Origin of the sequence: Streptomyces sp. NPDC014006 (assembly GCF_043088925.1) — a bacterium.
In the GTDB taxonomy this organism is placed as follows: Bacteria; Actinomycetota; Actinomycetes; order Streptomycetales; family Streptomycetaceae; genus Streptomyces.
The window spans coordinates 60055-84984 of the sequence record NZ_JBICAJ010000018.1 but is presented as its reverse complement, the minus strand read 5'-3'; the positions used below and the strand labels follow the sequence as shown (position 1 = coordinate 84984).

20 protein-coding genes are annotated in these 24930 nt (G+C 72.6%); 16 read left to right on the top strand and 4 right to left on the bottom strand.

Translation table 11 applies throughout. The features are described from left to right. Positions 1-81: 81 nt before the first annotated feature. From ACF1GV_RS38450 to ACF1GV_RS38400, 11 genes are all read left to right on the top strand, one after another. Positions 82-1062, top strand: coding sequence for an MCE family protein (locus ACF1GV_RS38450; RefSeq protein WP_391690971.1), 981 nt, complete (start codon positions 82-84; stop codon positions 1060-1062). Then, positions 1059-2171, top strand: coding sequence for an MCE family protein (locus ACF1GV_RS38445; RefSeq protein ID WP_391690923.1), 1113 nt, complete (start codon positions 1059-1061; stop codon positions 2169-2171). Before ACF1GV_RS38450 ends, ACF1GV_RS38445 begins: the two co-directional genes overlap by 4 nt. Then, positions 2168-3451 (top strand): MCE family protein, encoded by a 1284-nt coding sequence (locus tag ACF1GV_RS38440; RefSeq protein WP_391690920.1) that lies wholly within the window; start codon positions 2168-2170, stop codon positions 3449-3451. The genes ACF1GV_RS38445 and ACF1GV_RS38440 overlap by 4 nt, the downstream gene beginning before the upstream one ends. After that, complete coding sequence (locus ACF1GV_RS38435) at positions 3448-4719, top strand: MCE family protein (protein ID WP_391690916.1); 1272 nt, start codon at positions 3448-3450, stop codon at positions 4717-4719. The genes ACF1GV_RS38440 and ACF1GV_RS38435 overlap by 4 nt, the downstream gene beginning before the upstream one ends. Further along, positions 4692-5192, top strand: coding sequence for a hypothetical protein (locus ACF1GV_RS38430; protein ID WP_391690913.1), 501 nt, complete (start codon positions 4692-4694; stop codon positions 5190-5192). The genes ACF1GV_RS38435 and ACF1GV_RS38430 overlap by 28 nt, the downstream gene beginning before the upstream one ends. 31 nt (positions 5193-5223) lie before the next feature. Continuing rightward, a complete protein-coding gene (locus tag ACF1GV_RS38425) occupies positions 5224-6012 on the top strand; it encodes a hypothetical protein (RefSeq protein ID WP_391690911.1) in 789 nt (262 codons plus the stop codon). A 162-nt stretch (positions 6013-6174) separates the two neighbouring features. After that, entirely contained in the window at positions 6175-7014 is an 840-nt protein-coding gene (locus ACF1GV_RS38420; RefSeq protein ID WP_391690908.1) for a TIM barrel protein, read from the top strand. A gap of 69 nt (positions 7015-7083) precedes the next feature. After that, a complete protein-coding gene (locus ACF1GV_RS38415) occupies positions 7084-7998 on the top strand; it encodes a 2-hydroxy-3-oxopropionate reductase (RefSeq protein WP_391690906.1) in 915 nt (304 codons plus the stop codon). 203 nt (positions 7999-8201) lie between these two features. After that, positions 8202-9665 carry a catalase gene (locus ACF1GV_RS38410; RefSeq protein WP_391690903.1) on the top strand — a complete coding sequence of 488 codons (1464 nt, stop codon included), beginning with the start codon at positions 8202-8204 and terminating at the stop codon, positions 9663-9665. 712 nt (positions 9666-10377) lie between these two features. Beyond that, positions 10378-10638 (top strand): hypothetical protein, encoded by a 261-nt coding sequence (locus ACF1GV_RS38405; RefSeq protein ID WP_363262074.1) that lies wholly within the window; start codon positions 10378-10380, stop codon positions 10636-10638. Positions 10639-10749: 111 nt separating this feature from the next. Beyond that, on the top strand, positions 10750-11469 hold the full coding sequence (locus tag ACF1GV_RS38400; RefSeq protein WP_391690900.1) for a TIGR04222 domain-containing membrane protein: 720 nt from the start codon (positions 10750-10752) through the stop codon (positions 11467-11469). Between the two features lie 104 nt (positions 11470-11573). Here ACF1GV_RS38400 and gcl read toward each other — a convergent pair whose 3' ends face one another. Beyond that, positions 11574-13361, bottom strand: coding sequence for a glyoxylate carboligase (gene gcl, locus ACF1GV_RS38395; RefSeq protein ID WP_391690897.1), 1788 nt, complete (start codon positions 13359-13361; stop codon positions 11574-11576). Between the two features lie 251 nt (positions 13362-13612). Between gcl and ACF1GV_RS38390 the strand changes: the two genes are divergently transcribed. Further along, entirely contained in the window at positions 13613-14236 is a 624-nt protein-coding gene (locus tag ACF1GV_RS38390; protein ID WP_391690894.1) for a hypothetical protein, read from the top strand. Positions 14237-14511: 275 nt separating this feature from the next. Here ACF1GV_RS38390 and ACF1GV_RS38385 read toward each other — a convergent pair whose 3' ends face one another. Further along, positions 14512-16101, bottom strand: coding sequence for an AMP-binding protein (locus ACF1GV_RS38385; RefSeq protein WP_391690891.1), 1590 nt, complete (start codon positions 16099-16101; stop codon positions 14512-14514). Next, the gene (locus tag ACF1GV_RS38380) at positions 16098-17768 is read right to left on the bottom strand and encodes an AMP-binding protein (protein ID WP_391690888.1); all 1671 of its coding nucleotides are present in this window, start codon (positions 17766-17768) and stop codon (positions 16098-16100) included. Before ACF1GV_RS38380 ends, ACF1GV_RS38385 begins: the two co-directional genes overlap by 4 nt. Positions 17769-17895: 127 nt before the next feature. Between ACF1GV_RS38380 and ACF1GV_RS38375 the strand changes: the two genes are divergently transcribed. The 4 genes from ACF1GV_RS38375 (at position 17896) to ACF1GV_RS38360 (ending at position 23662) form a co-directional block, all read left to right on the top strand. Continuing rightward, complete coding sequence (locus tag ACF1GV_RS38375; RefSeq protein ID WP_391690885.1) at positions 17896-18720, top strand: response regulator transcription factor; 825 nt, start codon at positions 17896-17898, stop codon at positions 18718-18720. A gap of 336 nt (positions 18721-19056) precedes the next feature. Continuing rightward, on the top strand, positions 19057-21873 hold the full coding sequence (locus ACF1GV_RS38370; RefSeq protein ID WP_391690882.1) for an AAA family ATPase: 2817 nt from the start codon (positions 19057-19059) through the stop codon (positions 21871-21873). 213 nt (positions 21874-22086) lie between these two features. Beyond that, positions 22087-22881 (top strand): S1 family peptidase, encoded by a 795-nt coding sequence (locus ACF1GV_RS38365; protein WP_391690879.1) that lies wholly within the window; start codon positions 22087-22089, stop codon positions 22879-22881. A 133-nt stretch (positions 22882-23014) separates the two neighbouring features. Further along, complete coding sequence (locus ACF1GV_RS38360) at positions 23015-23662, top strand: LysE family translocator (RefSeq protein WP_391690876.1); 648 nt, start codon at positions 23015-23017, stop codon at positions 23660-23662. A gap of 4 nt (positions 23663-23666) precedes the next feature. Here the strand turns inward: ACF1GV_RS38360 and ACF1GV_RS38355 are convergent, their stop codons facing one another. Beyond that, a complete protein-coding gene (locus ACF1GV_RS38355; protein ID WP_391690873.1) occupies positions 23667-24767 on the bottom strand; it encodes a winged helix DNA-binding domain-containing protein in 1101 nt (366 codons plus the stop codon). Between the last annotated feature and the right edge of the window lie 163 nt (positions 24768-24930).

The window sequence follows — 24930 nt, the reverse complement described above, 5'->3', positions numbered from 1 at the left end:
CGCCCGCCCCGGCCCGAGCCGCTGGTGAAGGTCCGTATCGAACCGCCCCGGATCAGGCTCCCGCGGCTGCGCCGCCCCCGCCTGACCCCGTTCCGCGAACGCAACCCGGTCGTCGTCGGCGCCGTCGGGCTGAGCGTCCTGGCGCTGCTGGCCGTGGCCGCGTTCAACGCCGACAGCCTGCCGCTGATCGGCGACGGCCGGACCTACAGCGCGGCCTTCTCCGAGGCGGGCGGGCTGAAGCCCGGCGACGAAGTGCGCATCGCCGGCGTCAAGGTCGGCAAGGTCGAGGACGTGGACCTGGACGGCGACCACGTCAAGGTCACCTTCAAGGTCAAGGGCGACCCCGCGTTCGGCACCACGACCGGCGCGTCGATCCGGGTGAAGACGATCCTCGGCGCCAAGTACCTCGCTCTGCACCCCGAAGGCCCGGGGCAGCTCAGGCCCGGCAGTGAGATCCCCCTGGGGCGCACGGTCTCGGCGTACGACGTCGTGCAGGCGTTCAGCGATCTGACCACCACCTCGGAGCAGGTGGACACCGGCCGGCTGGCGCAGGCGCTGGACACCATCTCGACCACGTTCCAGGACTCGCCCACCGAGGTGCAGGCGTCCATCCGGGGCCTGTCCCGGATCTCGCGGACGGTGGCCTCGCGCGACAAGGCGCTCGGCGAGCTGCTCCGGCACGCCAACGGAGTCACCGGTGTGCTGGCGGCGCGCTCCAAGGACTTCGGCGCCCTGGTCAAGGACGGCGACAAGCTCTTCACGGAGATCAGCAGGCGGCGCGCCGCGATCCACACCCTGCTGACGACCTCGGCCGCGCTCGGCATCGAGCTGTCCGGCCTCGTCGACGACAACGCGAAGGAGATCGGGCCCGCGCTGAAGGGCCTGAACGGTGTGGTGCAGATGCTCGAACGAAATCAGGCAAGCCTCGATCGGAGCGTCAGACTGCTGGCGCCCTACGTGCGGCTGTTCACCAACACCCTCGGCAACGGCCGCTGGTTCGACTCCTATGTGCAGAACCTGGTCGCCGCCCCGGTGGCGCCGCGGACGGGAGGGACGCGGTGAGGCACTTCAACAAGCGGCCGGCCCTGCTCGTCGCCCTGGCCCTGGTCGCCGCCGCTGCCTTCGTGCTGTGGCCGCGGCCCGAGAACGTGCGGGTCACCGCCTACTTCCCGCGTACCGTCGGCATCTACCCGGGGTCGGACGTCCGCGTCCTCGGCGTCCGGATCGGCAAGGTCGTCTCGATCACGCCGGAGGGCAAGCGGGTGCGGGTGCTGCTGGAGTACGACGCCGGCCGCAAGGTCCCGGCGGGCGCCCGGGCCGCGATCATCAACTCCTCGGTGGTCAGCGACCGTTACGTGCAGCTGCTGCCGGTCTACCACCGGGGCCCGGTGCTGCACAGCGGCGACGTCATCCCCGAGTCCCGCACGGCCGTCCCCGTCGAACTGGACCGGATCTTCGACAGCCTGCACACCACCGCCGAGGCGCTCGGACCGCAGGGCGCCAACAAGGACGGCTCGCTGTCCCGGCTGCTCGGGGTGAGCGCCGACAACCTCGACGGACAGGGCCAGAACCTCCACCAGAGCGTCGAGGACCTGTCCCAGGCGGTCACCACGCTGTCCGACGGCCGCACCGACCTGTTCGGCACGGTGGGCCACCTGCAGGTGTTCACGGCGGCGCTGGCGGCCGACGACAAGAGCGTGCGCTCCTTCACCACCAGCCTCGCCAAGGTAGCCGACCAGCTCGCGGGCGAGCGCAAGGACCTCGCGGCGGCGCTGAAGAACCTCGGCACCGCACTCGGCGACGTGGCCGACTTCGTCAAGAACAACAAGAAGGCGCTCACCTCGGACGTGGCGGGCCTGAGCAAGGTGACGCGGGTGCTCGTCGCCCAACGTGCCGCACTGGAGGAGCTCTTGGACGTCGCCCCGACGGGCCTGTCGAACCTGAACAACGCCTACAACCCGACCGCGGGCACCCTCGACACCCGCAACAACGCGAACCAGCCGCAGGATCCGGCCTCCCTGCTGTGCTCCGTGCTGCGCACGACCGGCGAGAAGAGCGACTGCAAGGAGCTGCGGGAGCTGTTCGACTCCCTGCCCGACCTGCCGCAGGGGCCCGCGGTGACGGGCACGACCGACCGGACGCTCGGCGGGATCCTGGGGGCGAGCGCATGAGCGGGCTGCGCAGGACGGGAGCCGTGGCCTGGGCGGTGGCCGGCTCGCTGCTGCTGTCGGGCTGCGAGTTCAACGGCTGGTACGACGTCCAGCTCCCCGGCGGGGCCGCCGCCGACGGTCACGCCTACCACGTCACGGTGGAGTTCCGTGACGTCCTCGACCTCGTCCCGCAGTCGGCGGTGAAGGTCGGCAACGTCACCGTCGGGGCGGTGGAGAAGGTCGAGCTGGACGGCTGGCACGCGCGCGTGCGGCTGCGGGTCGCCGACTCGGTGAAGCTGCCCGGCAACGCGGTCGCCGACCTGCGGCAGACCAGCCTGCTCGGCGAGAAGTACGTGGCGCTCTCCGCCCCGTCCGGCACCGCGCCGGTGGGCCGGCTGCGCGACGGCGACCGCATCCCGCTGTCCCGCAGCGGCCGCAACCCGGAGGTCGAGGAGGTGCTCTCGGCGCTGTCCGCGCTGCTCAACGGCGGCGGCGTGGCCCAGCTCAAGACGATCACCGTGGAGCTGAACAAGGCCCTCGACGGCCGGGAGACCCGCGTCAGGTCCCTGCTCCGGGAGCTGAACACCTTCGTCGGCGGTCTCGACAAGCAGCGGGGGAACATCGTCCGCGCCATCGCGGCCGTCGACCGGCTCGCCCTGAGGCTCGGGGCGGAGAAGAAGACCATCGCCACGGCCGTCGACACGCTGCCGCCCGCCCTGAAGGTCCTCGCCGACCAGCGGCGCGACCTGACGAAGATGCTCACCGCGCTGTCCCGGCTGGGCAAGACCGGCACCACGGTGGTCAAGGCCTCGCACGACGACACGGTGGCCGACCTGAAGCTGCTCCAGCCCATCCTCCAGCAGCTGAACAAGGCGGGAGACGACCTGCCGGGCGCGCTGGAACTGCTCACCACCTACCCGTTCCCGCGCAACGCGGCAGATGCCGTCAAGGGCGACTACGTCAACCTCCACATCACCGCCGATCTCGACCTGGCCGGCCTGTACGGGAACCTGACCGACAAGCCCGGCGGATCCGGCGGGGGCGCCAAACCGCCCGGCACGCCCGATCTGCCGGACGTACCGGACCTGCCGGACCTCCCCGACGTGCCCGACGTCCCCGCCGTGCCGCCGCCCACCGCCCTGCCGAGCGCACCCGGCGTCCCCTCGCCCTCGGCGCCCGGTGCCGGCGGGGGCCCGCTGTGCCCGCCGGTGTGCACCAGCGCCTACACCACCCGAGGGCGGCCGCCCGAGGGCATCGACCTGGAGCTCGCCGAGCTGCTGCTGAAGGGGGTTCAACCGTGATCACACGGACGGTCAGGGTTCAGCTGCTCGCCTTCGCCACGCTCACCGCCGTCGGCGTGTCGTACGTCGGCGCCGAGTACACCGGCCTGGCGGACGACCTGCTGGACCGCGGGTACACGGTGCGCGCGGACTTCGCCGACTCCGGCGGCATCTTCCCCGGCGCCGAGGTCACCTACCGCGGGGTGCCCGTGGGCCGGGTCGGCGCGCTGCGGCTGACCGGCGCCGACGGGGTGTCCGTCGCCCTGGACATCGACGACGGGGCGCCGCGCATCCCGGCGGACACCCTGGCCGTGGTGGCCGACCGCTCCGCGGTGGGCGAGCAGTACGTCGACCTGCAGCCGCGTACGGGCGGCGGCCCCGCGCTGCGCGACGGCAGCACCATCCCGCGCGGCAGCACCCGGGTGCCGCTGCCCGCCACGGACCTGGTCCTCAGCCTGGACCGGCTGGTCAACTCCGTCGGCAAGGACGACCTGCGGGTCACCGTCGACGAGCTGGGGAAGGCGTTCGCCGGCACGGGCCCCGACCTGGGCCGGCTGGTCGACTCCGGCAACGCGCTCGTCGACTCGGCGTCCGCGTCGCTGCCCGAGACGATCTCCCTGATCGAGAACTCCCGGACGGTCCTGAAGACCCAGGCCGACCAGGGCTCGTCCATCAGGTCCTTCGCCCGCGACCTGGCCACGCTCACCGCCCAGGTGAAGACGAGCGACGGCGACCTGCGCAAGCTGATCGGCAACGCGACACCGGCCGCGCAGCAGGTCAACTCGCTGCTGAAGGACCTCTCCCCGCGGCTGTCGGTGCTGCTGGCCAACCTGATCAGCGGCGGCCAGGTCATGGTGGCCCGCCTGCCCGGCGTGGAGCAGGCCCTGGTCACCTTCCCGGCCCTGGTCGCGGGCAGTTACACCGTCGTCCCGGGCGACGGCACCACCCACTTCGGGCTGGTCGTCAACGCCGACGACCCGCCCGCGTGCACGCGCGGATACGGCACCGCGCGGCGCGACCCCGCGGACACCAGTACCCGCGCGGCGAACACCGGCGCGCACTGCGCCGCCCCGCGCGGCAGCGGCACGTCCGTGCGGGGCGCGCAGAACGCCCCCGGCGCCCGTGCCGGCGGTGCGGACCCGGCGGCGTACGTCACGCCGTACGACCCGGAGACCGGCACCGCGACCGGCCCGGACGGAACGCCCGTCGAGATCGGCTCGGCGGGCGGCCAGCAGACCGTCTTCGGAAAGGAGTCGTGGCAATGGCTGCTCGTCGGACCGATGGCATGACCCGGGCCCTCGCGGCCGGACTCGTCCTGGCGATCGCGCTCACCACCGCGGCCGCGATCTGGCTGGGCGTCGGCCTGGCCGGGCAGCGCGCCGCGGAGCAGCGGCGCCAGGACGTCCTGGCCGCGGCCCGCCAGTCGGCGCTGAACTTCACCTCGCTCGACTACCGGCACTACGACCGGGACAGCGCCACCGTCCTGAAGAGCGCCACGGGCGAGTTCAAGAAGCAGTTCTCGGCGCAGAGCGAGCAGCTGACCAAGCTCGTCGCCGAGAACCGGTCGGTGTCCGAGGGCCAGGTCCTGGACGCGGGCATCGTCCGCTCCGACGCCCGCTCGGCCCGGGTCCTGGTGGTCGCCGACAGCAAGGTCAGCAACACCGCCGCGCCCGAGGGCCAGGCGCGCACCTACCGGCTCCAGATCGACCTGGTGCACCGGGACGGCCGCTGGCTGACCTCCGATGTCGAGTTCGTCGGCTGACCGGCCCGCACCACCCGTGAGGAGAACCATCATGGCGAAGACGACGACCCGGGCCGGCGGCCCGGGAGCCGGTGCCCGGCGCACGATGACCGCGGCGGCCCGCGCGGCGGCCAAGCGCGCCGAGCGCGGCCGTCCCGAGGCGGAGGCCTGCGGCACGGCCGCGCGGGTGACCGAGCGGCCGCCCGTCGGGCGCACCCTGCTCGTCAAGGCCCCGAAGGACGGCTGGCAGGACCCGCCCGAGCCGGGGACCGTCGAGGACGGCGTGGCCGCGGTGGACGACGACGCCGGGAAGGACGGCGCTGCCGGACGGCCGGCGCGGCGTCGGAGGCTGCTCACCGTCCTGGTGTGCCTCCTGCTGGTGGCGGGCCTGGCCGCGGTCGCCGTACAGGGGTGGCGCTACCGGGAGGGAACGCGGGCCGAGCAGGCGCGCACGGAAGCCCTCACGGCCGCGCAGCGGGCGGCGCCCGTGGTGCTGTCGTACGACTACCGGCATCTGGACCGGGACTTCGCCGCCGCGCGCGCCCGGCTGACCGGGTCGTTCCGCGAGCAGTACGCCAAGACGACGGCGAGCCTGGTCGGGCCGACGGCCAGGAAGTACCACGGGGTGGTGACGGCCACCGTCGCGCACCCCGCGGACGGCGGCGCCCCGGCTGCCTCGGTGGTCCGGGCCTCGCCGGACCGGGTCGTGGTCCTGCTCTTCGTCAACCAGGTGACGCAGAGCACCCAGGTCTCGGGCTCCCGCCTGGACCTGAACCGGGTGCGGATGACGATGACCCGTACCTCCGGCGGCTGGAAGGTGAGCGGCGTCGACGCCCTGTGAAACCGCTCCCCGGCCCCTGTTGCGCCCCCGCGTCCGAAGCGCGGGGGCGCTTTTTTGCGGCCGCTCTTGACAGTCACCCCCCGCCACAGGCAATCTTCCATTACGCAGAAACGAACTTCCGTAATACGGAAACTCGACTAACGGAAGGGAGCGCGGCCCCCGATGGGATTCGCAGACCAGCGCTTCAACGTCAACCTGTCGATCCTCTTCACGGAACTCCCGCTCCTGGAGCGTCCCGCGGCCGCCGCCGCGGCCGGCTTCACCGCGGTCGAGCTGTGGTGGCCCTGGATCGAGACCCCCACCCCCGAGCAGTCCGAGCTCGACGCCCTGAAGAAGGCCGTCGAGGACGCGGGCGTCCAGCTCACGGGCCTGAACTTCTACGCCGGGCAACTGCCCGGCCCCGACCGCGGCGCCCTGTCGATCCCGGGCACGGAGTCGGAGAGGTTCCGCGCCAACATCGACGTGGCCATCGCCTTCGCCCAGTCCCTGGGCTGCACCACGTTCAACGCGCTGTACGGCAACCGCATCGACGGCGTGGACCCGGCCGAGCAGGACGCGCTCGCCCTGGAGAACCTCGTTCTCGCGGCCCAGGCCGTCGGCCGGGTCGGCGGGACGATCCTCATCGAGGCCCTCAACCAGCCCGAGTCGCCGAAGTGCCCGATCGTGAGCGCGCCCAAGGCGATCGAGATCGTCGACAAGGTGAACGAGGCGACCGGCCTCGGCAACGCGAAGTTCCTCATGGACCTGTACCACCTGTCCATGAACGGCGAGGACCTGCCGTCGGTCATCGAACAGTACGCGGCCAGGACCGGCCATGTGCAGATCGCCGACAACCCGGGCCGCGGCGCCCCCGGCACCGGCTCGCTGCCGCTGGAGGACCTCCTCGACCAGCTGACGAAGGCCGGTTACGACGGCTGGGTCGGCCTGGAGTACAAGCCGGGCGACAAGCCCAGCGCCGCGGCCTTCGAGTGGCTGCCGCGCGAGGCGCGCGCCGCCCGCTGAACCCCGGGGCGCCCGTGAAGCCGGCGCCACCTCACAGACGCAGTACAGCAGTTAGAGAGGCACCCCCGCATGAGCAACCTTGCAGATTCTTCCCACCCGACCCGCCCGGCGATTGCCTGGATCGGCCTCGGCATCATGGGCTCCCCCATGTCCGAGAACCTGATCAAGGCGGGTTACCAGGTCACCGGCTTCACCCTCGAGCAGGACAAGCTCGACCGCCTGTCCGCCGCCGGCGGCACCGCGGCCTCCTCGATCGCCGAGGCGGTCAAGGACGCCGACGTCGTCATCACGATGGTGCCCGCGTCCCCGCAGGTCGAGGCCATCGCCTACGGCCCGGACGGCATCCTGGAGAACGCCAGGTCCGGCGCCCTGCTGATCGACATGTCCTCGATCACCCCGCAGACCTCCGTCGACCTGGCCAAGGCCGCCAAGGACAAGGGCGTCCGCGTCCTGGACGCCCCGGTCTCCGGTGGCGAGGCCGGCGCCATCGAGGCCGTACTGTCGATCATGGTCGGTGGCGAGCAGGCCGACTTCGACGAGGCCAAGCCGATCTTCGACGCCCTCGGCAAGACCATCGTGCTGTGCGGCCCGCACGGCTCGGGTCAGACCGTGAAGGCCGCCAACCAGCTGATCGTCGCCGTGAACATCCAGGCGTGCGCCGAGGCCGTGGTCTTCCTCGAGAAGTCCGGCGTGAACCTGCAGGCCGCGCTCGACGTCCTCAACGGCGGTCTGGCCGGCTCGACCGTGCTGACGCGCAAGAAGGACAACTTCCTCAACCGCGACTTCAAGCCCGGCTTCCGGATCGACCTGCACCACAAGGACATGGGCATCGTGACCGACGCCGCCCGCAACGTCGGCGCGGCCCTGCCGGTCGGCGCCGTGGTCGCCCAGCTGGTCGCCTCGCTGCGCGCCCAGGGTGACGGCGGTCTGGACCACTCGGCCCTGCTGCGGGCCGTGGAGCGCCTCTCCGGCGCCCAGGTCTGACCCTCCCGGATCTTCCGGGCCGTGGCGGCGTTCGACACCTGTCCCGTCGCGCCCACGCGCCGCCACGGCCCGGAACCACGCATGCCCACCAGTTCAACAAAACGTTGAAATCGACTTCAACAAACTGTTGACGCCCCTGGTCAGGCGTCCTTACGCTCACTGCACCGTCACCAGGCTTCAGCAGTCCCGTTCGGAAGGTCCCCATGTCGAAGCGCGTGCTCACGACCGAGTCCGGCGCCCCCGTCGCCGACAACCAGAACTCCGCCTCCGCCGGCGTCGGCGGTCCGCTCCTGATCCAGGACCAGCAGCTCCTGGAGAAGCTCGCGCGCTTCAACCGCGAGCGCATCCCGGAGCGCGTGGTGCACGCCCGAGGCTCCGGCGCCTACGGCCGCTTCGAGGTCACCGACGACGTCACCGGCTTCACGCACGCCGACTTCCTCAGCGAGATCGGCAAGCGCACCGAGGTGTTCCTGCGCTTCTCCACCGTGGCCGACTCGCTCGGCGGCGCGGACGCCGTCCGTGACCCGCGCGGCTTCGCGGTGAAGTTCTACACCGAAGAGGGCAACTACGACCTCGTCGGCAACAACACCCCGGTGTTCTTCATCAAGGACCCGATCAAGTTCCCCGACTTCATCCACTCGCAGAAGCGCGACCCGTTCACCGGGAGGCAGGAGCCGGACAACGTCTGGGACTTCTGGGCCCACTCCCCCGAGGCCACGCACCAGATCACCTGGCTGATGGGTGACCGCGGCATCCCGGCGTCGTACCGCCACATGGACGGTTTCGGCTCGCACACCTACCAGTGGACGAACGCCAAGGGCGAGGCCTTCTTCGTCAAGTACCACTTCAAGACGGACCAGGGCATCCGCTGCCTGACCGGCGAGCAGGCCGCCGAGCTCGCGGGCAAGGACCCCAACTCGCACCAGACGGACCTGCTCCAGGCCATCGAGCGCGGCGTGCACCCGTCCTGGACCCTCTACGTCCAGCTCATGCCGGCGGCCGAGGCGGCGAACTACCGCTTCAACCCGTTCGACCTGACCAAGGTGTGGCCGCACCGGGACTACCCGCTGCAGCGCGTGGGCCGTCTGGTGCTGGACCGCAACCCGGACAACGTCTTCGCCGAGGTCGAGCAGGCCGCGTTCTCCCCGAACAACTTCGTGCCGGGCATCGGTCCGTCGCCGGACAAGATGCTCCAGGGCCGTCTGTTCGCCTACGCGGACGCCCACCGCTACCGCCTCGGTGTGAACCACACCCTGCTGCCGGTCAACTCGCCGAAGGCCGTTCCGGGCGGCGCCCGGAACTACGGCCGCGACGGCTTCATGGCGCTCAACGCCCAGGGCCGCGACGCGAAGAACTACGAGCCGAACTCCTACGACGGCCCGGTCGAGACCGGCCGCCCCCTGTCGGCGCCCCTCGCGGTCTCCGGTCACACCGGCACCCACGAGGCTCCGCTGCACACCAAGGACGACGACTTCTTCCAGGCCGGTGAGCTGTACCGGCTGATGTCTCAGGAGGAGAAGTCCCGCCTGATCGCGAACATCGCCGGCGGCCTGTCGCAGGTCTCGCGCAACGACGTGATCGAGAAGAACCTGGCCCACTTCCACGCCGCCGACCTCGAGTACGGCAAGCGCGTGGAGGAGGCGGTCCGCGCCCTGCGCGAGGACTGATCCTCCAGGCCATGAGGCTGCGTCCGGACCCGGCGGGGAGGCCGGGATCCGGACGCGCAGGACCCGCCGCCACGCGATCCGGATGAGGGGTGATCGCGGGGCACGGCGGGCAGGGCGAGGACCGCGGCGGCGTGCGAGCCAGTGCGGTGGTGAAGGAAACGTGACGTCCCTGCCGACGTGAGGCAGGTACGCGCGGCTCCGTCGCATCCGCCGCGGTCCCAGCCACTCCCCTCCGGGAGCGCATGGTCCAACGGGGGCGCTTGCTCCAACGGGAGCCGTCGGCACCGGCGGGGCGCTTGCTCCGACGGGAGCCTTTGGCCACCGGTGGGAGCACTTGCCCCCCGGCTGCCAGACGCTCCAACGGCCCCTCCCCCGCGGGCCACAGAGCCCCTTGGGGGCCCATCAGACTCCGTCCGGCGGCGCGAATGTCCTGTCGCGCCCAGTCTCGCGCCGTCGGGCGGCCACAACCCAAGAAGCCTCACCGGCCGAGGGGGGGGGGGGGGGGGGGGGGGGGCCCCCCGGGGCCCCCGGGGGGGGGGGGGGGGGGGGGGGGGGGCGGGGGGGGGGGGGGGGGGGGGGGGGGGGGCCGCCCCCGGCCCCCCCCCCCCCCCCCCCCCCCCCGGGGGGGGGGGGGGGGCGGCCCCCCCCCCCCCCCCCGCCGCTCGGCGTTTTCCGGGGTGCGGCGGCACCGGGGCGGCAGCAGCCTGGAGACATGACGGACGCAACGCAGCACCCGCATGTCGTGGTGCACCCGCCGGCGCTGGACGGCTCGCGGCGGGTCACCGAGGGCGATCGGACCCTGGGCGTCGCCACGCACATCGACGACGTCGCCGAGATCCTGCGGCTGGCCGACCTGTATGTGACGGACGTGGCGCAGAGCGACTTCATCGAATGGCAGGGCGGCGGCCCCGACGACTGGCCCGGCCTGTCGGAACACCACGAGGCCCAGCAGGACGTACACAAGGCGACGTAGGGGCCCTGCGCAAACCCTCAAAACCACCTCTGAACCGGCCCCGCGCAGGCTTCGGCACCCCCTGCCGGCGGGCACATACGGCTCACACGGCGGTCCACCGGCACCGGGGCGGTGGACCGCCCTCCGCGGGGGGTGGTGGGGATGAACGAGCCGGGTGTTCCCCTGGGGCCGTACGAGGCCGCCCTGGTGCGTGCCGGGCCGCGGGCCGCGGTCACGGTCTCCGTGGTCGCCCTGCACCTGCGGGGCATCGTCGATGCCGGACGGCCGGGGACCGTGCGCAGGAACGGGCGCGCGGGGGACGCCGCGGCCGTCCGGCATCCTCTGGAGAAGGCCGTACGCACCGCCCTGTACCGGCCCGCCGGACCGCGGGAGTTGCCCGGCCGGGTCACGGTGCGCCGTGCCCTGGCCCGGATGCGGGCCGATCTCATCACGGCCGGGCTGCTGCGCCCGCTGCCGCCGCGCCGCACCCGGGCCGTGGGCCGGCTGCTCGCGGAGCTGCGCGAGCGTCATCCGCTCCCCGCGGACCCCGAGGGGCTGACCGAGGAGGAGACGCTGTTCGCCGTGGCCCTGTACGGCACGCGGGCGCTGACCGCGCTGTTGCCGCGGTTCTCGCACGCGGCGGGGCTGACGGGCCGCGGCGCCCTCGCGGACGAGGGGCTCTTTCCGTTCGGCGCGGGCAGCGTCCTGCGGGGCATCACCGGCGGTGAGGCCGTCGTCGACGGGGACGCCGGAAGCGAGAACGACCGCGGCGGCGGTACGTCGTACGGCCATCACGGCGGGCACGAACACGGCGGCGGCTTCGGCTGCGGAGGCGGCGGTGGCTTCGACTGACGGCCGCCACGGCCCCTGGGCACACAGAAGGGCGGCCCGTCCCCCCACGGAACGGGCCGCCCTCGCTCGGGCCGGTGTCAGACCGGTGTGTCAGGCCGTGGTCGTCAGACCTTCAGCGGCTTGATGGACGTCGGCGCGTGGGCCGGCTCGGTGGCCAGGTCCTCGAACTCGGTGATGTCGCTGATGTCCATCGTCTTGCTCATCGAGATGTTGGTGATCCGCTCCAGGATCGCCTCGACGACGACCGGCACCTGGTACTCCGCGGCCAGCTTCTTCGCCTGCTCCAGGGCCGCGCCCAGCTGGTCCGGCTCGGTGACCCGGATCGCCTTGCAGCCCAGGCCCTCGGCGACCTTGACGTGGTCCACGCCGTAGACGCCGATCTCGGGCGAGTTGATGTTCTCGAACTCCAGGTTGACCTGGAAGTTGATGTCCAGGCCGATCTGCGCCTGACGGATCAGGCCCAGGTAGGAGTTGTTCACCAGCACGTGGACGTAGGGGACCTTGTGCTGCGCGGCGACCGCCAGTTCCTCGATCATGAACTGGAAGTCGTAGTCGCCCGAGAGCGCGACGACCGGGGACTCCGGATCGGCCTTGGCGACGCCGATCGCGGCCGGGATGGTCCAGCCGAGCGGACCGGCCTGGCCGCAGTTGATCCAGTGGCGCGGCTTGAAGACGTGCAGCATCTGCGCGCCGGCGATCTGGGAGAGGCCGATGGTGGTGACGTAACGCGTCTCGGGGCCGAAGGCCTTGTTCATCTCCTCGTACACGCGCTGCGGCTTCATCGGCACGTTGTCGAAGTGCGTACGGCGCAGCAGCGTGGCCTTGCGCTCCTGCGTCGAGGCGACCCACGCGCCGCGGTCGGGGAGCTTGCCCTCGGCCTTCAGCTCCTTCGCCACCTCGACGAACAGCTCCAGCGCGGCCTTGGCGTCGGAGACGACACCGTAGTCCGGCGGGAAGATCTTGCCGATCTGGGTGGGCTCGATGTCGACGTGGACGAACTTGCGCTCGCCGCGGTAGACGTCGAGCTTGTAGCCGGTGTGACGGTTGGCCCAGCGGTTGCCGATGCCGAGGACGAAGTCCGACTCCAGGAAGTTCGCGTTGCCGTAGCGGTGCGAGGTCTGCACGCCGACCATGCCGGCGTTCAGTTCGTGGTCGTCGGGCAGCGTGCCCCAGCCCATCAGGGTCGGGATGACCGGGGTGTCGGTGAGCTCGGCGAACTCGACCAGCAGGTCGGCGGCGTCGGCGCCGATGACGCCGCCGCCGGCGACGATCACCGGGCGCTCGGAGGCCAGCAGGAAGGAGATCGCCTTCTCGATCTGCGCGCGGGTCGCGGTCGGCTTGTAGACCGGCAGCGGCTCGTACGTCTCGGGGTCGAACTCGATCTCGGTGAGCTGGACGTCTATCGGCAGGTCGATGAGGACCGGGCCGGGACGGCCGGAGCGCATCAGGTGGAAGGCCTGCTGGAAGACGCCGGGGACTTGCGCGGCCTCCAGGACGGTCACCGCCATCTTGGTGACCGGCTTGGCGATCGAGGCGATGTCGACGGCCTGGAAGTCCTCCTTGTGGATCACGTGGGTGGGCGCCTGGCCCGTGATGCACAGGATCGGGATGGAGTCACCGATCGCGGAGTACAGACCGGTGATCATGTCGGTGCCGGCGGGGCCGGAGGTACCGATGCAGACACCGATGTTCCCGGGCCGGGTCCGGGTGTAGCCCTCGGCCATGTGGGAGGCGCCCTCGACGTGGCGGGCGAGGGTGTGGTCGATCCCGCCACCCTGCTGCAGCGCCTTGTAGAAGGGGTTGATCGCTGCGCCCGGCACACCGAACGCCTGGGTGACACCCTCGCGCTTGAGGATCTCGACTGCCGCACGGGCAGCGGTCATACGAGCCATGGAGTTACTCCTGCTTCGGCTGTCGGATTCGCTCTCCCCGTCGCGCCCTGCGGTGAGTTCGTGTCCGCGTCCAGTCCAGCTCCGCCGTCCGGCGTCCGAGCCTTGCCGGACTTTCCGTATTGCGGAAATTAATTTCTACTACGTGGAAGCAATGTAAGGCGCGGGGCGAAGACCGTCAAGAGACGGACAGACGGTGGACAGGTGGAGCACCATGGGAGCGCCGAGCCGACGCGACGCCTGGGGAGGGGGCCATGCCCGAGAGCGTGCCGGTGCGCTGCCCGGCCTGCCGACGCGAGCGGCGCTTCACCGTGCCTGTGTATCCCTGCGCGTGCGGCGCGCCGGTCGTACCGCCGCTGGACCCGCGCGGGGCGCCCATGGCCGTGACGCATCCGGTGTGGGACGAGCAGTGGGTGTCGCTGCGGTGCGGGGCGTGCGGGCGCGAGGGCGAGTGGCCGCAGCCGGAGCTGGGGTGCCCGTGCGGCACGGTGGTGCGTGTTCCGGTGGCGCGGGGAGAGCCCGGGCCGTGGGACGCGGTCGTCGCGGCCGCGCGGCTGCTGCACCGGCTCGGTCACCACGACGTCCGCCGGGCCCGCCGGCGCCCGGCGCACGGCATCGGCCTGGTCGCGCCCGGCCTGGTGGCGCACGTCGACCCGGGCGAGCGGCCGGCCTGTCTGCGGGACGTGGAGTGCCTGTGGCTGACGGCGATGATCCGCTCGGCGCGGGGCGTCCACTTCTCCCGGGCCGGTTACACCGCCGACGCCCGCGCCCGCGCGGACGGCCTGGACATCCCGCTGTTCAGCCTGGACGCGGCGCACGCACCCCGCCCGGTCAACGACGCGGCCCGCGCCTTCACCGCACCGGATACGGCGTCCTGAGCGCGCTCGGCACCGGCCGGTCGCCGGCGCCCGGTGCGCTCAGGCGCCGGCCCGGAGCCGGCGCCGGCAGGGCACGGTGACCGCGCCCGGCAGCGGACGCCAAGCCGGGGAGCGTCATGGCCCCAGGGGTACGCCGAGCACGACGGCGAGGAGCCACAGCCCGGAGGGTCTCCTTCGCGTCGGGTGCGTGCCGTGCCGCACCCGATGCTGTCGTCCACGGCCGCCCCGCCGGTCCGGACGCGGAGCGAACTCCGCTCCCGCGGGCGGAGCCCGGTTCAGCCGGCGTACTTCTGCCGGAGTTCCACCTTGCGGACCTTGCCGGACACCGTCATCGGGAAGGTGTCCAGGAGCTGGAGCCGGCTGGGGATCTTGTAGTGGGCCAACTGCCCCTCGCAGAAGCCGCGGACGTCCTCGAGGGTCGGCGGCTCGGCGGGGTCGCGCGGGATGACGCAGGCCAGTACCTCCTCGCCGTACTTCTCGTGCGGGACGCCGACGACCTGGACGTCGCGGATCTTCGGGTGGCCGTAGAGGAACTCCTCGATCTCGCGCGGGTAGATGTTCTCCCCGCCCCGGATGATCATGTCCTTGATGCGGCCGACGATCTCGACGTACCCGTCCTCGCGCATCACCGCGAGGTCCCCGGTGTGCATCCAGCGTCCGGCGTCGATCGCCTCGGCGGTCTTGTCGGGCTCCTGCCAGTAGCCGAGCATCACGCTGTAGCCGCGCGTGCACAACTCCCCTGCCTCACCCCGGGGTTGGGTGACGCCGGTGGCCGGGTCGACGATCTTCACCTCGATGTGCGGCAGCACGCGGCCGACGGTGCCGGTGCGGTGCTCCAGGTCGTCGTCCATCCGGGTCTGCAGGGACACCGGGGAGGTCTCGGTCATGCCGTAGCAGATGGAGACCTGCTCCATGTGCATCTCGGCGACCACCCGCTTCATCACCTCCACCGGGCAGGGCGAGCCGGCCATGATGCCGGTGCGCAGCGAGGTGAGGTCGTACGCGGCGAAGTCGGGCAGGTTCAGCTCCGCGATGAACATGGTCGGCACGCCGTAGAGCGAGGTGCAGCGCTCCTGCTGGACGGCCTCCAGGGTGGCCTTCGGGTCGAAGGAGGGGGCCGGGATCACCATGCAGGCGCCGTGCGAGGTGGCCGCCAGGTTGCCCATGACCATGCCGAAGCAGTGGTAGAAGGGGACCGGGATGCAGATCCTGTCCTGCTCGCCGTAGGTGATCAACTCGCCCACGAAGTAACCGTTGTTGAGGATGTTGTGGTGGGAGAGGGTGGCCCCCTTGGGGAAGCCCGTCGTGCCCGAGGTGTACTGGATGTTGATGGGGTCGTCGCAGGACAGGGCCTCGTACGTCACGTCCGCGGTGGCGCGGGAGAGCAGCGCGTCCCAGCTCGGGTCGCCGATGTACACGACCTCGCGCAGCTCTGGGCATCTGCCGCGCACTTGGTCGACCATCGCCCGGTAGTCGCTGGTCTTGTGGCTGACGGAGGCGACGAGCAGACGGACACCGGACTGGTTGAGGACGTACTCGACCTCGTGGGTGCGGTAGGCCGGGTTGATGTTCACCATGATCGCGCCGATGCGGGCGGTGGCGTACTGGACCAGGACCCACTCCGGGCAGTTGATCGCCCAGATGCCGACCCGGTCCCCCTTGGCGATGCCGCCGGCGACGAGCGCCCGCGCCAGCGTGTCGACCTCGGCACCGAACCGGGCGTACGTCCAGCGCCGGCCGGAGGGTACGTCGACGAGCGCCTCGCGCTCCGGCCAGGCCGCGACGGCCCGGTCGAGGTTGGCGCCGATGGTGTCGCCGAGCAGGACGGTCCCGCTGGTGCCGTGCGTGTAGGACAGTGCGGTCACCGGAAGTCCTCCTCGCGGCACTCGTCGTCCGACCCCGCGGCCGTGGCCTCGCGCAGCTCGATACGGCGGATCTTGCCGGACACCGTCTTCGGCAGCGCACCGAACTCCAGCCGCCGGATGCGCTTGTACGGTGCCAGCACCTGACGGGAGTGCTCGAAGAGCATCTTGGCGGTGTCCGGGCCGGGCTCGTAGCCCTCGGCGAGGACGACGTACGCCTTCGGCACGGCCAGGCGCAGCTCGTCCGGCGCGGGCACGACCGCCGCCTCGGCGACCGCCTCGTGCTCCAGCAGGGCGCTCTCCAGCTCGAACGGGCTGATCTTGTAGTCGGACGCCTTGAAGACGTCGTCGGCCCGGCCCACGTAGGTCAGGTACCCGTCCTCGTCCCGGGCGGCGATGTCGCCGGTGCGGTAGTAGCCGCCGGCCATCGCCTCCGCCGTACGGTCGGCGTCGCCGTGGTAGCCGGTCATCAGGCCCACCGGGCGTTCGGACAGGTCGAGCGCGATCTCGCCCTCGGTGGCGCCGGGCGCGCCGGAGACGGGGTCGAGCAGCTCGACGCGGTAGCCGGGGCTGGGACGGCCCATGGACCCGGTCTTGAGGTCCTGGCCCGGTGTGTTGGCGACCTGCACGGCCGTCTCGGTCTGCCCGAAGCCGTCCCGGATGGTGCGGCCCCAGGCGCGCCGCACCTGCTCGATGACCTCGGGGTTCAGCGGCTCGCCGGCGGCGACGACCTCGCGGGGCCGGTTGCGCAGCTGGGACAGGTCGGCCTGGATGAGCATGCGCCACACGGTCGGCGGGGCGCAGAACGTGGTCACGCCGGCCCGGTCCATCTCGGACATCAGGCGGGCCGGGTCGAAGCGGCTGTAGTTGTGGATGAAGACGGTCGCCTCGGCGTTCCACGGCGCGAAGAGATTGGACCAGGCGTGCTTGGCCCAGCCCGGCGAGGAGATGTTGAGATGCACGTCGCCGGGGATGAGGCCGACCCAGTACATGGTCGCCAGGTGCCCGATCGGGTACGAGGTGTGGGTGTGCTCGACCAGCTTGGGCCGGGCGGTGGTGCCGGAGGTGAAGTACAGCATCAGCGGGTCGTCGGCGCGGGTCGGACCGTCCGGGACGTACCCGGCCGGGGCCGCGTAGCCGTCCTCGTACGGCTCCCAGCCCTCCGTGGGCAGGCCGCCGACGCTGATCCGGGTGTAGGCCCCGGGCACCTCGGCGAACTTCTCCGTGTCCTCCGCGCGCACGATCACATGCTTGACCCGGCCCCGCTCCACGCGGTCGCGCAGGTCGGCGGGGCCGAGCAGCGGGGTGGCCGGGATGACCACCGCGCGCAGCTTCATCGCGGCGAGCGCGGTCTCCCACAGCTCGGCCTGGTTGCCGAGCATGACCAGCACCCGGTCCTCGGCGGCCACGCCTCGGTCGCGCAGCCAGTTCGCCACGCGGTCGGAGCGGTCGGACAGCTCGGCGAAGGACAGCCGGGTCTCGCTGCCGTCCTCCTCGACGATGTGCAGCGCCGTGCGGTCGTTGCCGTCGGCGATGACGTCGAACCAGTCGAGCGCCCAGTTGAAGTACTCGGGCCGGGGCCAGCGGAAACCGGCGTAGGCGCCTGCGTAGTCCTCGCGGTGCTCCAGCAGGAAGTCCCGTGCCCTGCGGAAGTCGTCCGTCGCCGTCATCTGTCCTCCTGTTGTGCCGGACCATTGCCGGGCGGCTCGGGTACATCGTCTAATCCGTGATGCAGGTCTCACTACCCCCGAAAGGGGGTGGGGGGCCGCGAAACAGCCGCAGTGAGGGGTCGAGCAGGTGACAGCGGACGCGTCCGACGTGGTGGAGATACGCGGTGCGCTGGCGCGGCTGCGCCGCGGCACCGGGCTACCGGTGGCCTTCGGCGGGCTGGTGGACGCCGGGCACCGCCGGATCCGGATCAGCGAGCTGAGCGGCAACGACACCTCGGCGCTGCGCTCCCTCGCGGTGACCTCCGGCAACGGGCTGGGCGGCAAGGCGGTGGCGCTCGCCCTGCCGTGCGCGGTGGCGGACTACTCCTCGTCACGGCAGATCAGCCACGAGTACGACGCGGCCGTCGCCGAGGAGGGTCTGCGCTCGGTGCTCGCGGTGCCGGTGGTGGTACGGCGGCGGGTGCGGGGGGTGCTGTACGGGGCCCTGCGGAGCGCTCAGCCGCTGGGGGACCGGGCGCTGAGCGAGGCGGTGGCGACGGCGCGGGACGTGGAGCAGGCGCTGGTGGTGCGGGAGGAGGCGCGCGAGCTGCTGGCGGCGGCGCGGCCCCAGCGGGCGCGTTCCGCCGGGGGCTGGGAGCAGGTGCGGGAGGCGCACGCCGCCCTGCGGGCGCTGGCTCCGCGGATCGGGGATCCGGCGCTGCGGGCGGAGCTGCTGGGGGTGTGCGGGCTGCTGGCGCCGGCGGGTGGGACGGTGGGGGTGAGCCTGGCGCCCCGGGAGCTGGATGTGCTGTCGTGGGTGGCTTCCGGGGCGACCAATGCGGTGATCGGTGAGCGGCTCCGGCTGCGTCCGGAGACGGTGAAGGCGTATTTGCGGTCGGCCATGCGGAAGCTTGGGGCGCACACCCGCGGGGAGGCGGTGGCGGCCGCGCGGCGGGTGGGGCTTCTGCCGTAGTCGTGCGGCTGCGGGTGCGTCGTGGTTCCTCACGCAGTTCCCCGCGCCCCGTTCTGTGCCTGCGGCGGCCCGTTGCGGTGCGTGGGTGGCTGGTGTCGCGCCTTCGGTCCGTTTGTGGTCGGCGCCGGGGCGGGCGGGCGCGGCACCGGCGTGGCGCGGGGTCCTTGTGGGCAGGGGAAAGAGTGGTCGGCAGCGTTGTCATTCAGGCAGACGGCGCTGTGAATTTTTCGTTGCGCAAGGATGTTGTTATATCCCTCACGACATCGTCCGTCCGAATTTCCTGCGCGGTTGCCTAGAATTTGGCCCGGACACGACACACGGAGGGGAGCGGTAACCGTGCGACGGGACTTCCAGGAGCCTGCCCGATGCCGCCCCGACCTGGTCATCGGCCGGGAGGAGCTGTTCAGCGCGGCGCGTGAGCGGCTCGTGTCCGGAGGCAGCGTGCTGCTGCACGGCCCGGCCGGAATAGGAAAGTCGACCGTGCTGCGGGCATTGGCCGCGGAAAACTGCTTCCAGTCCGGCACCGTGTTGCGCTGCTCGGCCACCGAGTCCGAATCCCATCTGCCCTTCCTCGCCCTCGCCGACCTGTTCGGGCTGGTCCTCGACCGGATCGCCGACCGGCTGCCCGGCGCGCAGCGCACCGCTCTGGAGTCCGCGCTGACCGGGCGGGGCGAGTCGACCCTGCAGCGTGACGGTCTCGCGCTGCGGCTGGCCGTTCTGTCGGCGCTGCGGGCGCTGGCCGAGGACGGGCCGGTGCTGGTGGTGGCCGACGACTTCCAGTGGCTGGACTCGGCCAGCGCCGAGCTGCTCGGCTTCGCCGCCCGGCGGCTCGGCGACACACCCGTGCGCATGCTGTGCGCCGTGCGCACCGAGGCGCAGGAGTACGACCGGTATCTGCGTGCCTGTCCGCCCGACACGCTCGCCGTGCGGCTCGGTCCGCTCACCCGCGGCCAGGTGTCCGCGCTGCTCGACCACCGCGGGTACACCGGGCTGCCGAGATCCACGGTGCGGGACATCCACCGGACCAGTGGCGGCAATCCCCTCTTCGCTCTGGAGCTGGGCCGGGCGCTGGCCGAGAATCCGACGCCGCCGCGGCCGGGCGAGCCGTTGCCGGTGCCGACCTCGCTGCGGGCGCTGGTGCTCAGCCGGCTGGACCTGCTGTCCGACGAGGCCCGCCGCACCCTGCTGGTGGCCAGCGCCGGCGCCCGGCCGACGGCGGCGCTGCTGCACGCGGCCGGGCGGGACCACGCCGAGGCCGAGTGCGCGCGCGCCGCGGAGCTGGGGCTGCTCACGACCGAGCCGGAGGCGCCGGCGGTGCGGTTCGCGCATCCGCTGATCTCGGCCGCCCTGTACGCGGAGGCGCCCGCCCACGAGCGGCGCGCCGCGCACGCCGCGCTGTCCACGGCCGCCTCGGACCCGATCGAGCGGGCCCGGCACCTGGCGCTGGCCACCATCGGCACCGACCCGGACGTCGCCGCCTCGCTGGCCGAGGCCGCGGCGCTCGCCCGGGACCGCGGGGCGCCGTCGGTGGCCGCCTCGCTGGGGCTGCTCGCGGCCCGGCACACACCGGCCGACGGCTCGCCCGCGCCGGACGAGCGGCGGCTGCAGGCCGCGGAGGACGCGATCACGGCCGGCGAGGCGGACCTCGCCCGGGACATCGCCCGCGAGGTGCTGACCCGGGCGGCCGTGCCCGCGGAGCGGGTGCGGGCCTGGATGGTGGTGATCGAGGCGGCCGGGCAGGCCCTCGGTGACGTGGACGCCGTCTTCCCGCAGGCGCTGGCCGACGCCGGTGACGACCCCCGGCTGCTGGCCCTGGTCCACTACCAGCTGGCCTGGCGCGCCCTGGTCGTCGAGGGCGACTTCGCCGAGGCCCGCCAGGAGGCCGCGCACGCCGCGGAGCTGGCCGCGCGGGCCGGGAACCGGCGCACCGAGCTGATGGCACTGTCCTTCCAGGCGTCCACCGAGACCCTGATGGGCCACCCGGACGCCCCGGTCACCGTCAAGCGGGCGTTGCAGGAGCCGCAGGACCCGTATGTGGCGTGCCATCACAACGGCGCCGGCGCGGCCCGCTTCCGCTGGCTGCTGATGAGCGATCAGCTGCCGGAGGCCCGTACGACGATCAGCGCGCTGCTGCGCGAGGTGCGCCGGCGCGGCATGGTCGAGAGCGAGGTGCACTTCCTGCGCGCCCTCGCCGAGACCGAGTTGCTGTCCGGGCACTGCGGGCGGGCCCTGGACCTGGCCCGCGAGAGCCTCAGACTGGCCCGCGACTCCGGCATCGGTGAGGGCGCCTCCGCGATGCTGGCCTCGCTCGCCGAGGCGTCCGCCGGGGACGTGGAGCGGGCGGAGGCGCTGGCCCGGGAGGCCGCCGCGCACGCCGAGGAGGACGGCGACCAGATGTACCTCTCGCGGGCGCTGGCCGCCCTCGGCCACGCGCAGTTGGTCGCCGGGGACGCGCGCGGGGCCGTGGTGTCGCTGCGCCGGGTGCGGGAGCTGGAGGCGGGCCTCGGCATCACCGACCCGGCCCGCGGCCGCTGGCACGGCGACCTCGCCGAGGCACTGGTGCGCATCGGCGAGGTGGGCGAGGCGCAGGAGGTCATCGACACCGCCCGCGAGCACGCGCTGCGGCTGCGCCGGGAGAGCGTGCTCGCGGTGCTCGACCGGGCCGGGGCGCTGGTGCGGGCGGCCCGGGGAGACACGGAGGCCGCGCTCGCGCAGCTGACGTCCGCTCAGGACCGGTTGGCCAAGCTGGGTTACGGCCTGGAGGAGGCGCGGGCCGCGTACGCGCTGGCCCGGCTGCGCGCCGGACGGCCCGGACCGACGTCGTACGACGAGGCGGCACGGCTGTTCCGGCGCTGCCGTGCGCTGCCGTGGCTGCGGCAGGTGGAGGCAGCCGCTCAGGCGGCCACCGCCGCCGCGGCGCAGCGGCCGGCCCCGGCACCGGCCGGGCTGCACACCGCGCTGGACTCGCTGGCCTCGATGGAGCGTCAGGTGGCGGGCCTGGTCATGGAGGGCGCCACCAACCGGGAGATCGCCGCCCGTCTGTTCATCAGCGTCAAGACGGTGGAGGCGACCCTGACCCGGGTCTACCGCAAGCTGGGGATCCGCTCCCGGGTGGACATCGTGCGGCTGGCGGCGGGGCGTCACGCGAAGTGAGGCCCGCGCGGGTTTACTGCCGTCGTGGGTGAACAGCGGGGCGATCGAGGGTTTTCCCTGCCCGACTCCCTTAGGGGGTTCCCTCATTGGGAGGGCGGTGGCACGGGTTCTAGCGTGAGGGACGTGCCGCTCGCCCGGGCACACGGGGGCCGGTCCCGCGTCCCCCGCACACCCGTGCGATACCCCCCACCGGCAACCCCACCGAGGAGACTGATGTTCGGGCTCACCCGTGCGAGATCGACGGCGGGCAGGACCGCCGCCGTCGCCGTCGCGGCCGTCGCCGCGGCAGTCTTCAGCGCTCCCGCCGCCGTCGCCGCGCCGCAGCCCGTCGTGGGCGGCACGACCACCACGACGACGGCGTACCCGTTCATGATGCAGATCACCGACGCCTCGCAGAACCAGTTCTGCGGCGGCACCCTCGTCGCCCCGACCAAGGTGGTCACGGCCGCGCACTGCATGGCCGGCGAGACCCCGTCCGGCGTGCGGGTCGTGGGCGGCCGCACCTACCTCAACGGCACCAACGGCACGGTCGGCCGGGTCAGCAGGATCTGGGTCGACCCGGACTACACGGACGCCTCGAACGGCGACGACGTGGCCGTGCTGACGCTGTCGGCGCCGATGCCGTACACGGCGGCGAAGTACGTCGCGCCGTCCGACACCTCGGTGTACGCGGCGGGCACCACGGCCCGCATCCTCGGCTGGGGCACGACCGCGGAGAACGGCAGCTCCTCCAACCAGCTGCGCACCGCCACGGTCCCGATCGTGTCCGACGCGAGCTGCAAGACTTCCTACGGCTCTGACTTCGTGCAGAGCGACATGGTGTGCGCCGGGTACTCATCCGGTGGCGTGGACACCTGCCAGGGCGACAGCGGCGGTCCCCTGCTCATCGGGGGCGTCCTGGCAGGGATCACTTCCTGGGGGGAGGGTTGCGCTGAGGCGGGTTACCCGGGTGTGTACACCCGGCTGACCACCTTCTCCAGCCTCGTGACCGCGCAGGTCACGTCATGACACGCTCATGACCCCAGAAGACTCCTGAGTATCCCTCAGGTGATTACCAGGGGGGCGTTGCGGGCTTCCACGAGCAGCCCGCACCGCCCCCCTTTCCAATGCCCGACGCGGGCGCAGGGCGTAGGGTCGGCGCATGGTGTCCACCGATCGTGTGCTCGCCTTCGCGGTGATGTCGTTGCTGGTGATCGTGATCCCGGGGCCGAGCGTGCTGTTCGTCATCGGGCGGGCGCTGGCGCACGGGCGCCGCACCGCGGTGGCGACGGCGCTGGGCAACGTCCTCGGGTCGTATCTGCTCGTCGTGGCCGTCGCGGTGGGCGTCGGCTCGCTGGTCGAGCGGTCGGTGACGGTGTATCTGGCGGTGAAGCTGGCCGGTGCCGCGTATCTGGTGTACCTGGGGGTGCAGGCGTTCCGGCACCGCCGGGAGCTGACGGCGTCGGCGATCCGGGCGGCGCCCGGCGGGCCCGCGCGCGGTGATCTGCGCACCGTGCTGGACGGCGCCCTGGTCGGGGTGACCAACCCCAAGGGCGTGGTGTTCTTCGCGGCCGTGCTGCCGCAGTTCGTGGACCACGCGGCCGGCCGGGTGCCGGCGCAGATGCTGCTGCTCGGGCTGGTTCCGATCTCCATCGGCCTGGTCACCGACACGCTGTGGGGCCTGACCGCGTCGGCCGCCCGTGCCTGGTTCGCGCGCTCGGACCGGCGGCTGTCGCTGATCGGCGGTGCGGGCGGGTTCACGATGATCGGCCTGGGGCTGACGGTGGCGGTGACGGGCCGGGCGGACTGAGCGCTCAGCGCCGTACCGTGCCGAAGCGGATGTCGTACGACGACTCCGGGTGCAGCGTCGCGAGCATGTGTTCCGCCTCGGCCGTGATCTGCGCGCGCAGGGTTCTGCCCGGCGCGGTGAACGGCTCGATGACCAGCGCCTGCTGATCCAGCGCCCACAGGCCCGCGAGGAAGCCGTCGAGGAGGAGGGTGCGGTAGGCCTGGTTGCCCTGCCAGCTGCGGCCCCGGTGCTCGGTCGGGACGACCCGGCTGCGGTCGGCGTGGGAGAGCAGCAGGTTGTCGAACTCGGGCAGGAAGCGGGGCGGAGCCGGGGTGTCCGGGTCGGGACGCGGCGCGTCGGGCAGGTCGAACAGCTCGACGCCCCGCTCGTCGCGGAAGGTGAGCAATCGGGGCCTGAGCCGTTCGAAGGCGTCGCGCAGCCGGGTGAGACCGGCCCAGATCTGCATGTCCTTGACCGAGGCGGGGCCGAAGGCGGCGAGGTAGCGCAGGACGGTCGCGTCCGGGCCGGCGGGCGGCTCGGTGGGCCGGCCCAGCCAGTGCTCGGCGGTGGTGAGCGCGACCTGACCGCTCGCGCCCCACAGTCCGCGCGGGGTGACCTGGACGAGCGGCAGGGTGCAGCGGGCGGCGATGCCGAGGGCCTGCGGGTCGGCGTCCGGCCAGTGCGGCTGCAGCGCCTCACGCAGTTGCTTCAGGGTGCGCGGCATTTCTTCGACGAGGTCCCGGGCTAGCACGGCGAGCCGGTCGAGGTCGACGCCCGTCAGCCCCTTGCGGAACGCGGAGAGTTCGCGTGCGCGGGCGGGCTGGACCAGCGGGCGCAGAGTGAGGCAGTCGTCGGCGGTGTGGGTGTGGATGGTGGAGCGCAGGGTGACCATGCGGGCGACGGCACGGTCGGCCATGAGCCGGGAGAGCTGCTCGGGCGCGAAGCCGTCGAGGCGGGCGGCGAGCGCGTAGTAGGGCGGCTTGACGTTCTGCGCCTGCAGTCCGAGGAGGTGGGACACGGCTTCGTGGGCCGTCAACGGCGACCGGGTCAGCAGCAGTTGCCGCTCCAGGGTCGCGCGGTTGAGGGCACGGGCGCCGAGCACGGGAGCCGTCGTCGTCTTGGCCATGCCCGCACGCTAGCCGGAGTTGCGGACACCTTCTGTCCGCGATGCCCTCGCCGGCCCGGATCAGAGCGGCAGTCGTGGGGGCATTCGGGGTGGTCGCACATGCCGGGGCCGACGGGCCGAGGCCGTGGCGGGTGACGTCCGGGACGCCTTCCGGGTGCAGGTC

Coding starts and splice junctions, on each gene's coding strand:
- ACF1GV_RS38440 (WP_391690920.1), top strand. CDS start 2,168: ATGAGCGGGCTGCGCAGGACGGGAGCCGTGGCCTGGGCGGTGGCCGGC.
- ACF1GV_RS38430 (WP_391690913.1), top strand. CDS start 4,692: ATGGCTGCTCGTCGGACCGATGGCATGACCCGGGCCCTCGCGGCCGGA.
- ACF1GV_RS38425 (WP_391690911.1), top strand. CDS start 5,224: ATGGCGAAGACGACGACCCGGGCCGGCGGCCCGGGAGCCGGTGCCCGG.
- ACF1GV_RS38420 (WP_391690908.1), top strand. CDS start 6,175: ATGGGATTCGCAGACCAGCGCTTCAACGTCAACCTGTCGATCCTCTTC.
- ACF1GV_RS38415 (WP_391690906.1), top strand. CDS start 7,084: ATGAGCAACCTTGCAGATTCTTCCCACCCGACCCGCCCGGCGATTGCC.
- ACF1GV_RS38410 (WP_391690903.1), top strand. CDS start 8,202: ATGTCGAAGCGCGTGCTCACGACCGAGTCCGGCGCCCCCGTCGCCGAC.
- ACF1GV_RS38405 (WP_363262074.1), top strand. CDS start 10,378: ATGACGGACGCAACGCAGCACCCGCATGTCGTGGTGCACCCGCCGGCG.
- gcl (WP_391690897.1), bottom strand. CDS start 13,361: ATGGCTCGTATGACCGCTGCCCGTGCGGCAGTCGAGATCCTCAAGCGC.
- ACF1GV_RS38390 (WP_391690894.1), top strand. CDS start 13,613: ATGCCCGAGAGCGTGCCGGTGCGCTGCCCGGCCTGCCGACGCGAGCGG.
- ACF1GV_RS38380 (WP_391690888.1), bottom strand. CDS start 17,768: ATGACGGCGACGGACGACTTCCGCAGGGCACGGGACTTCCTGCTGGAG.
- ACF1GV_RS38365 (WP_391690879.1), top strand. CDS start 22,087: ATGTTCGGGCTCACCCGTGCGAGATCGACGGCGGGCAGGACCGCCGCC.
- ACF1GV_RS38360 (WP_391690876.1), top strand. CDS start 23,015: ATGGTGTCCACCGATCGTGTGCTCGCCTTCGCGGTGATGTCGTTGCTG.
- ACF1GV_RS38355 (WP_391690873.1), bottom strand. CDS start 24,767: ATGGCCAAGACGACGACGGCTCCCGTGCTCGGCGCCCGTGCCCTCAAC.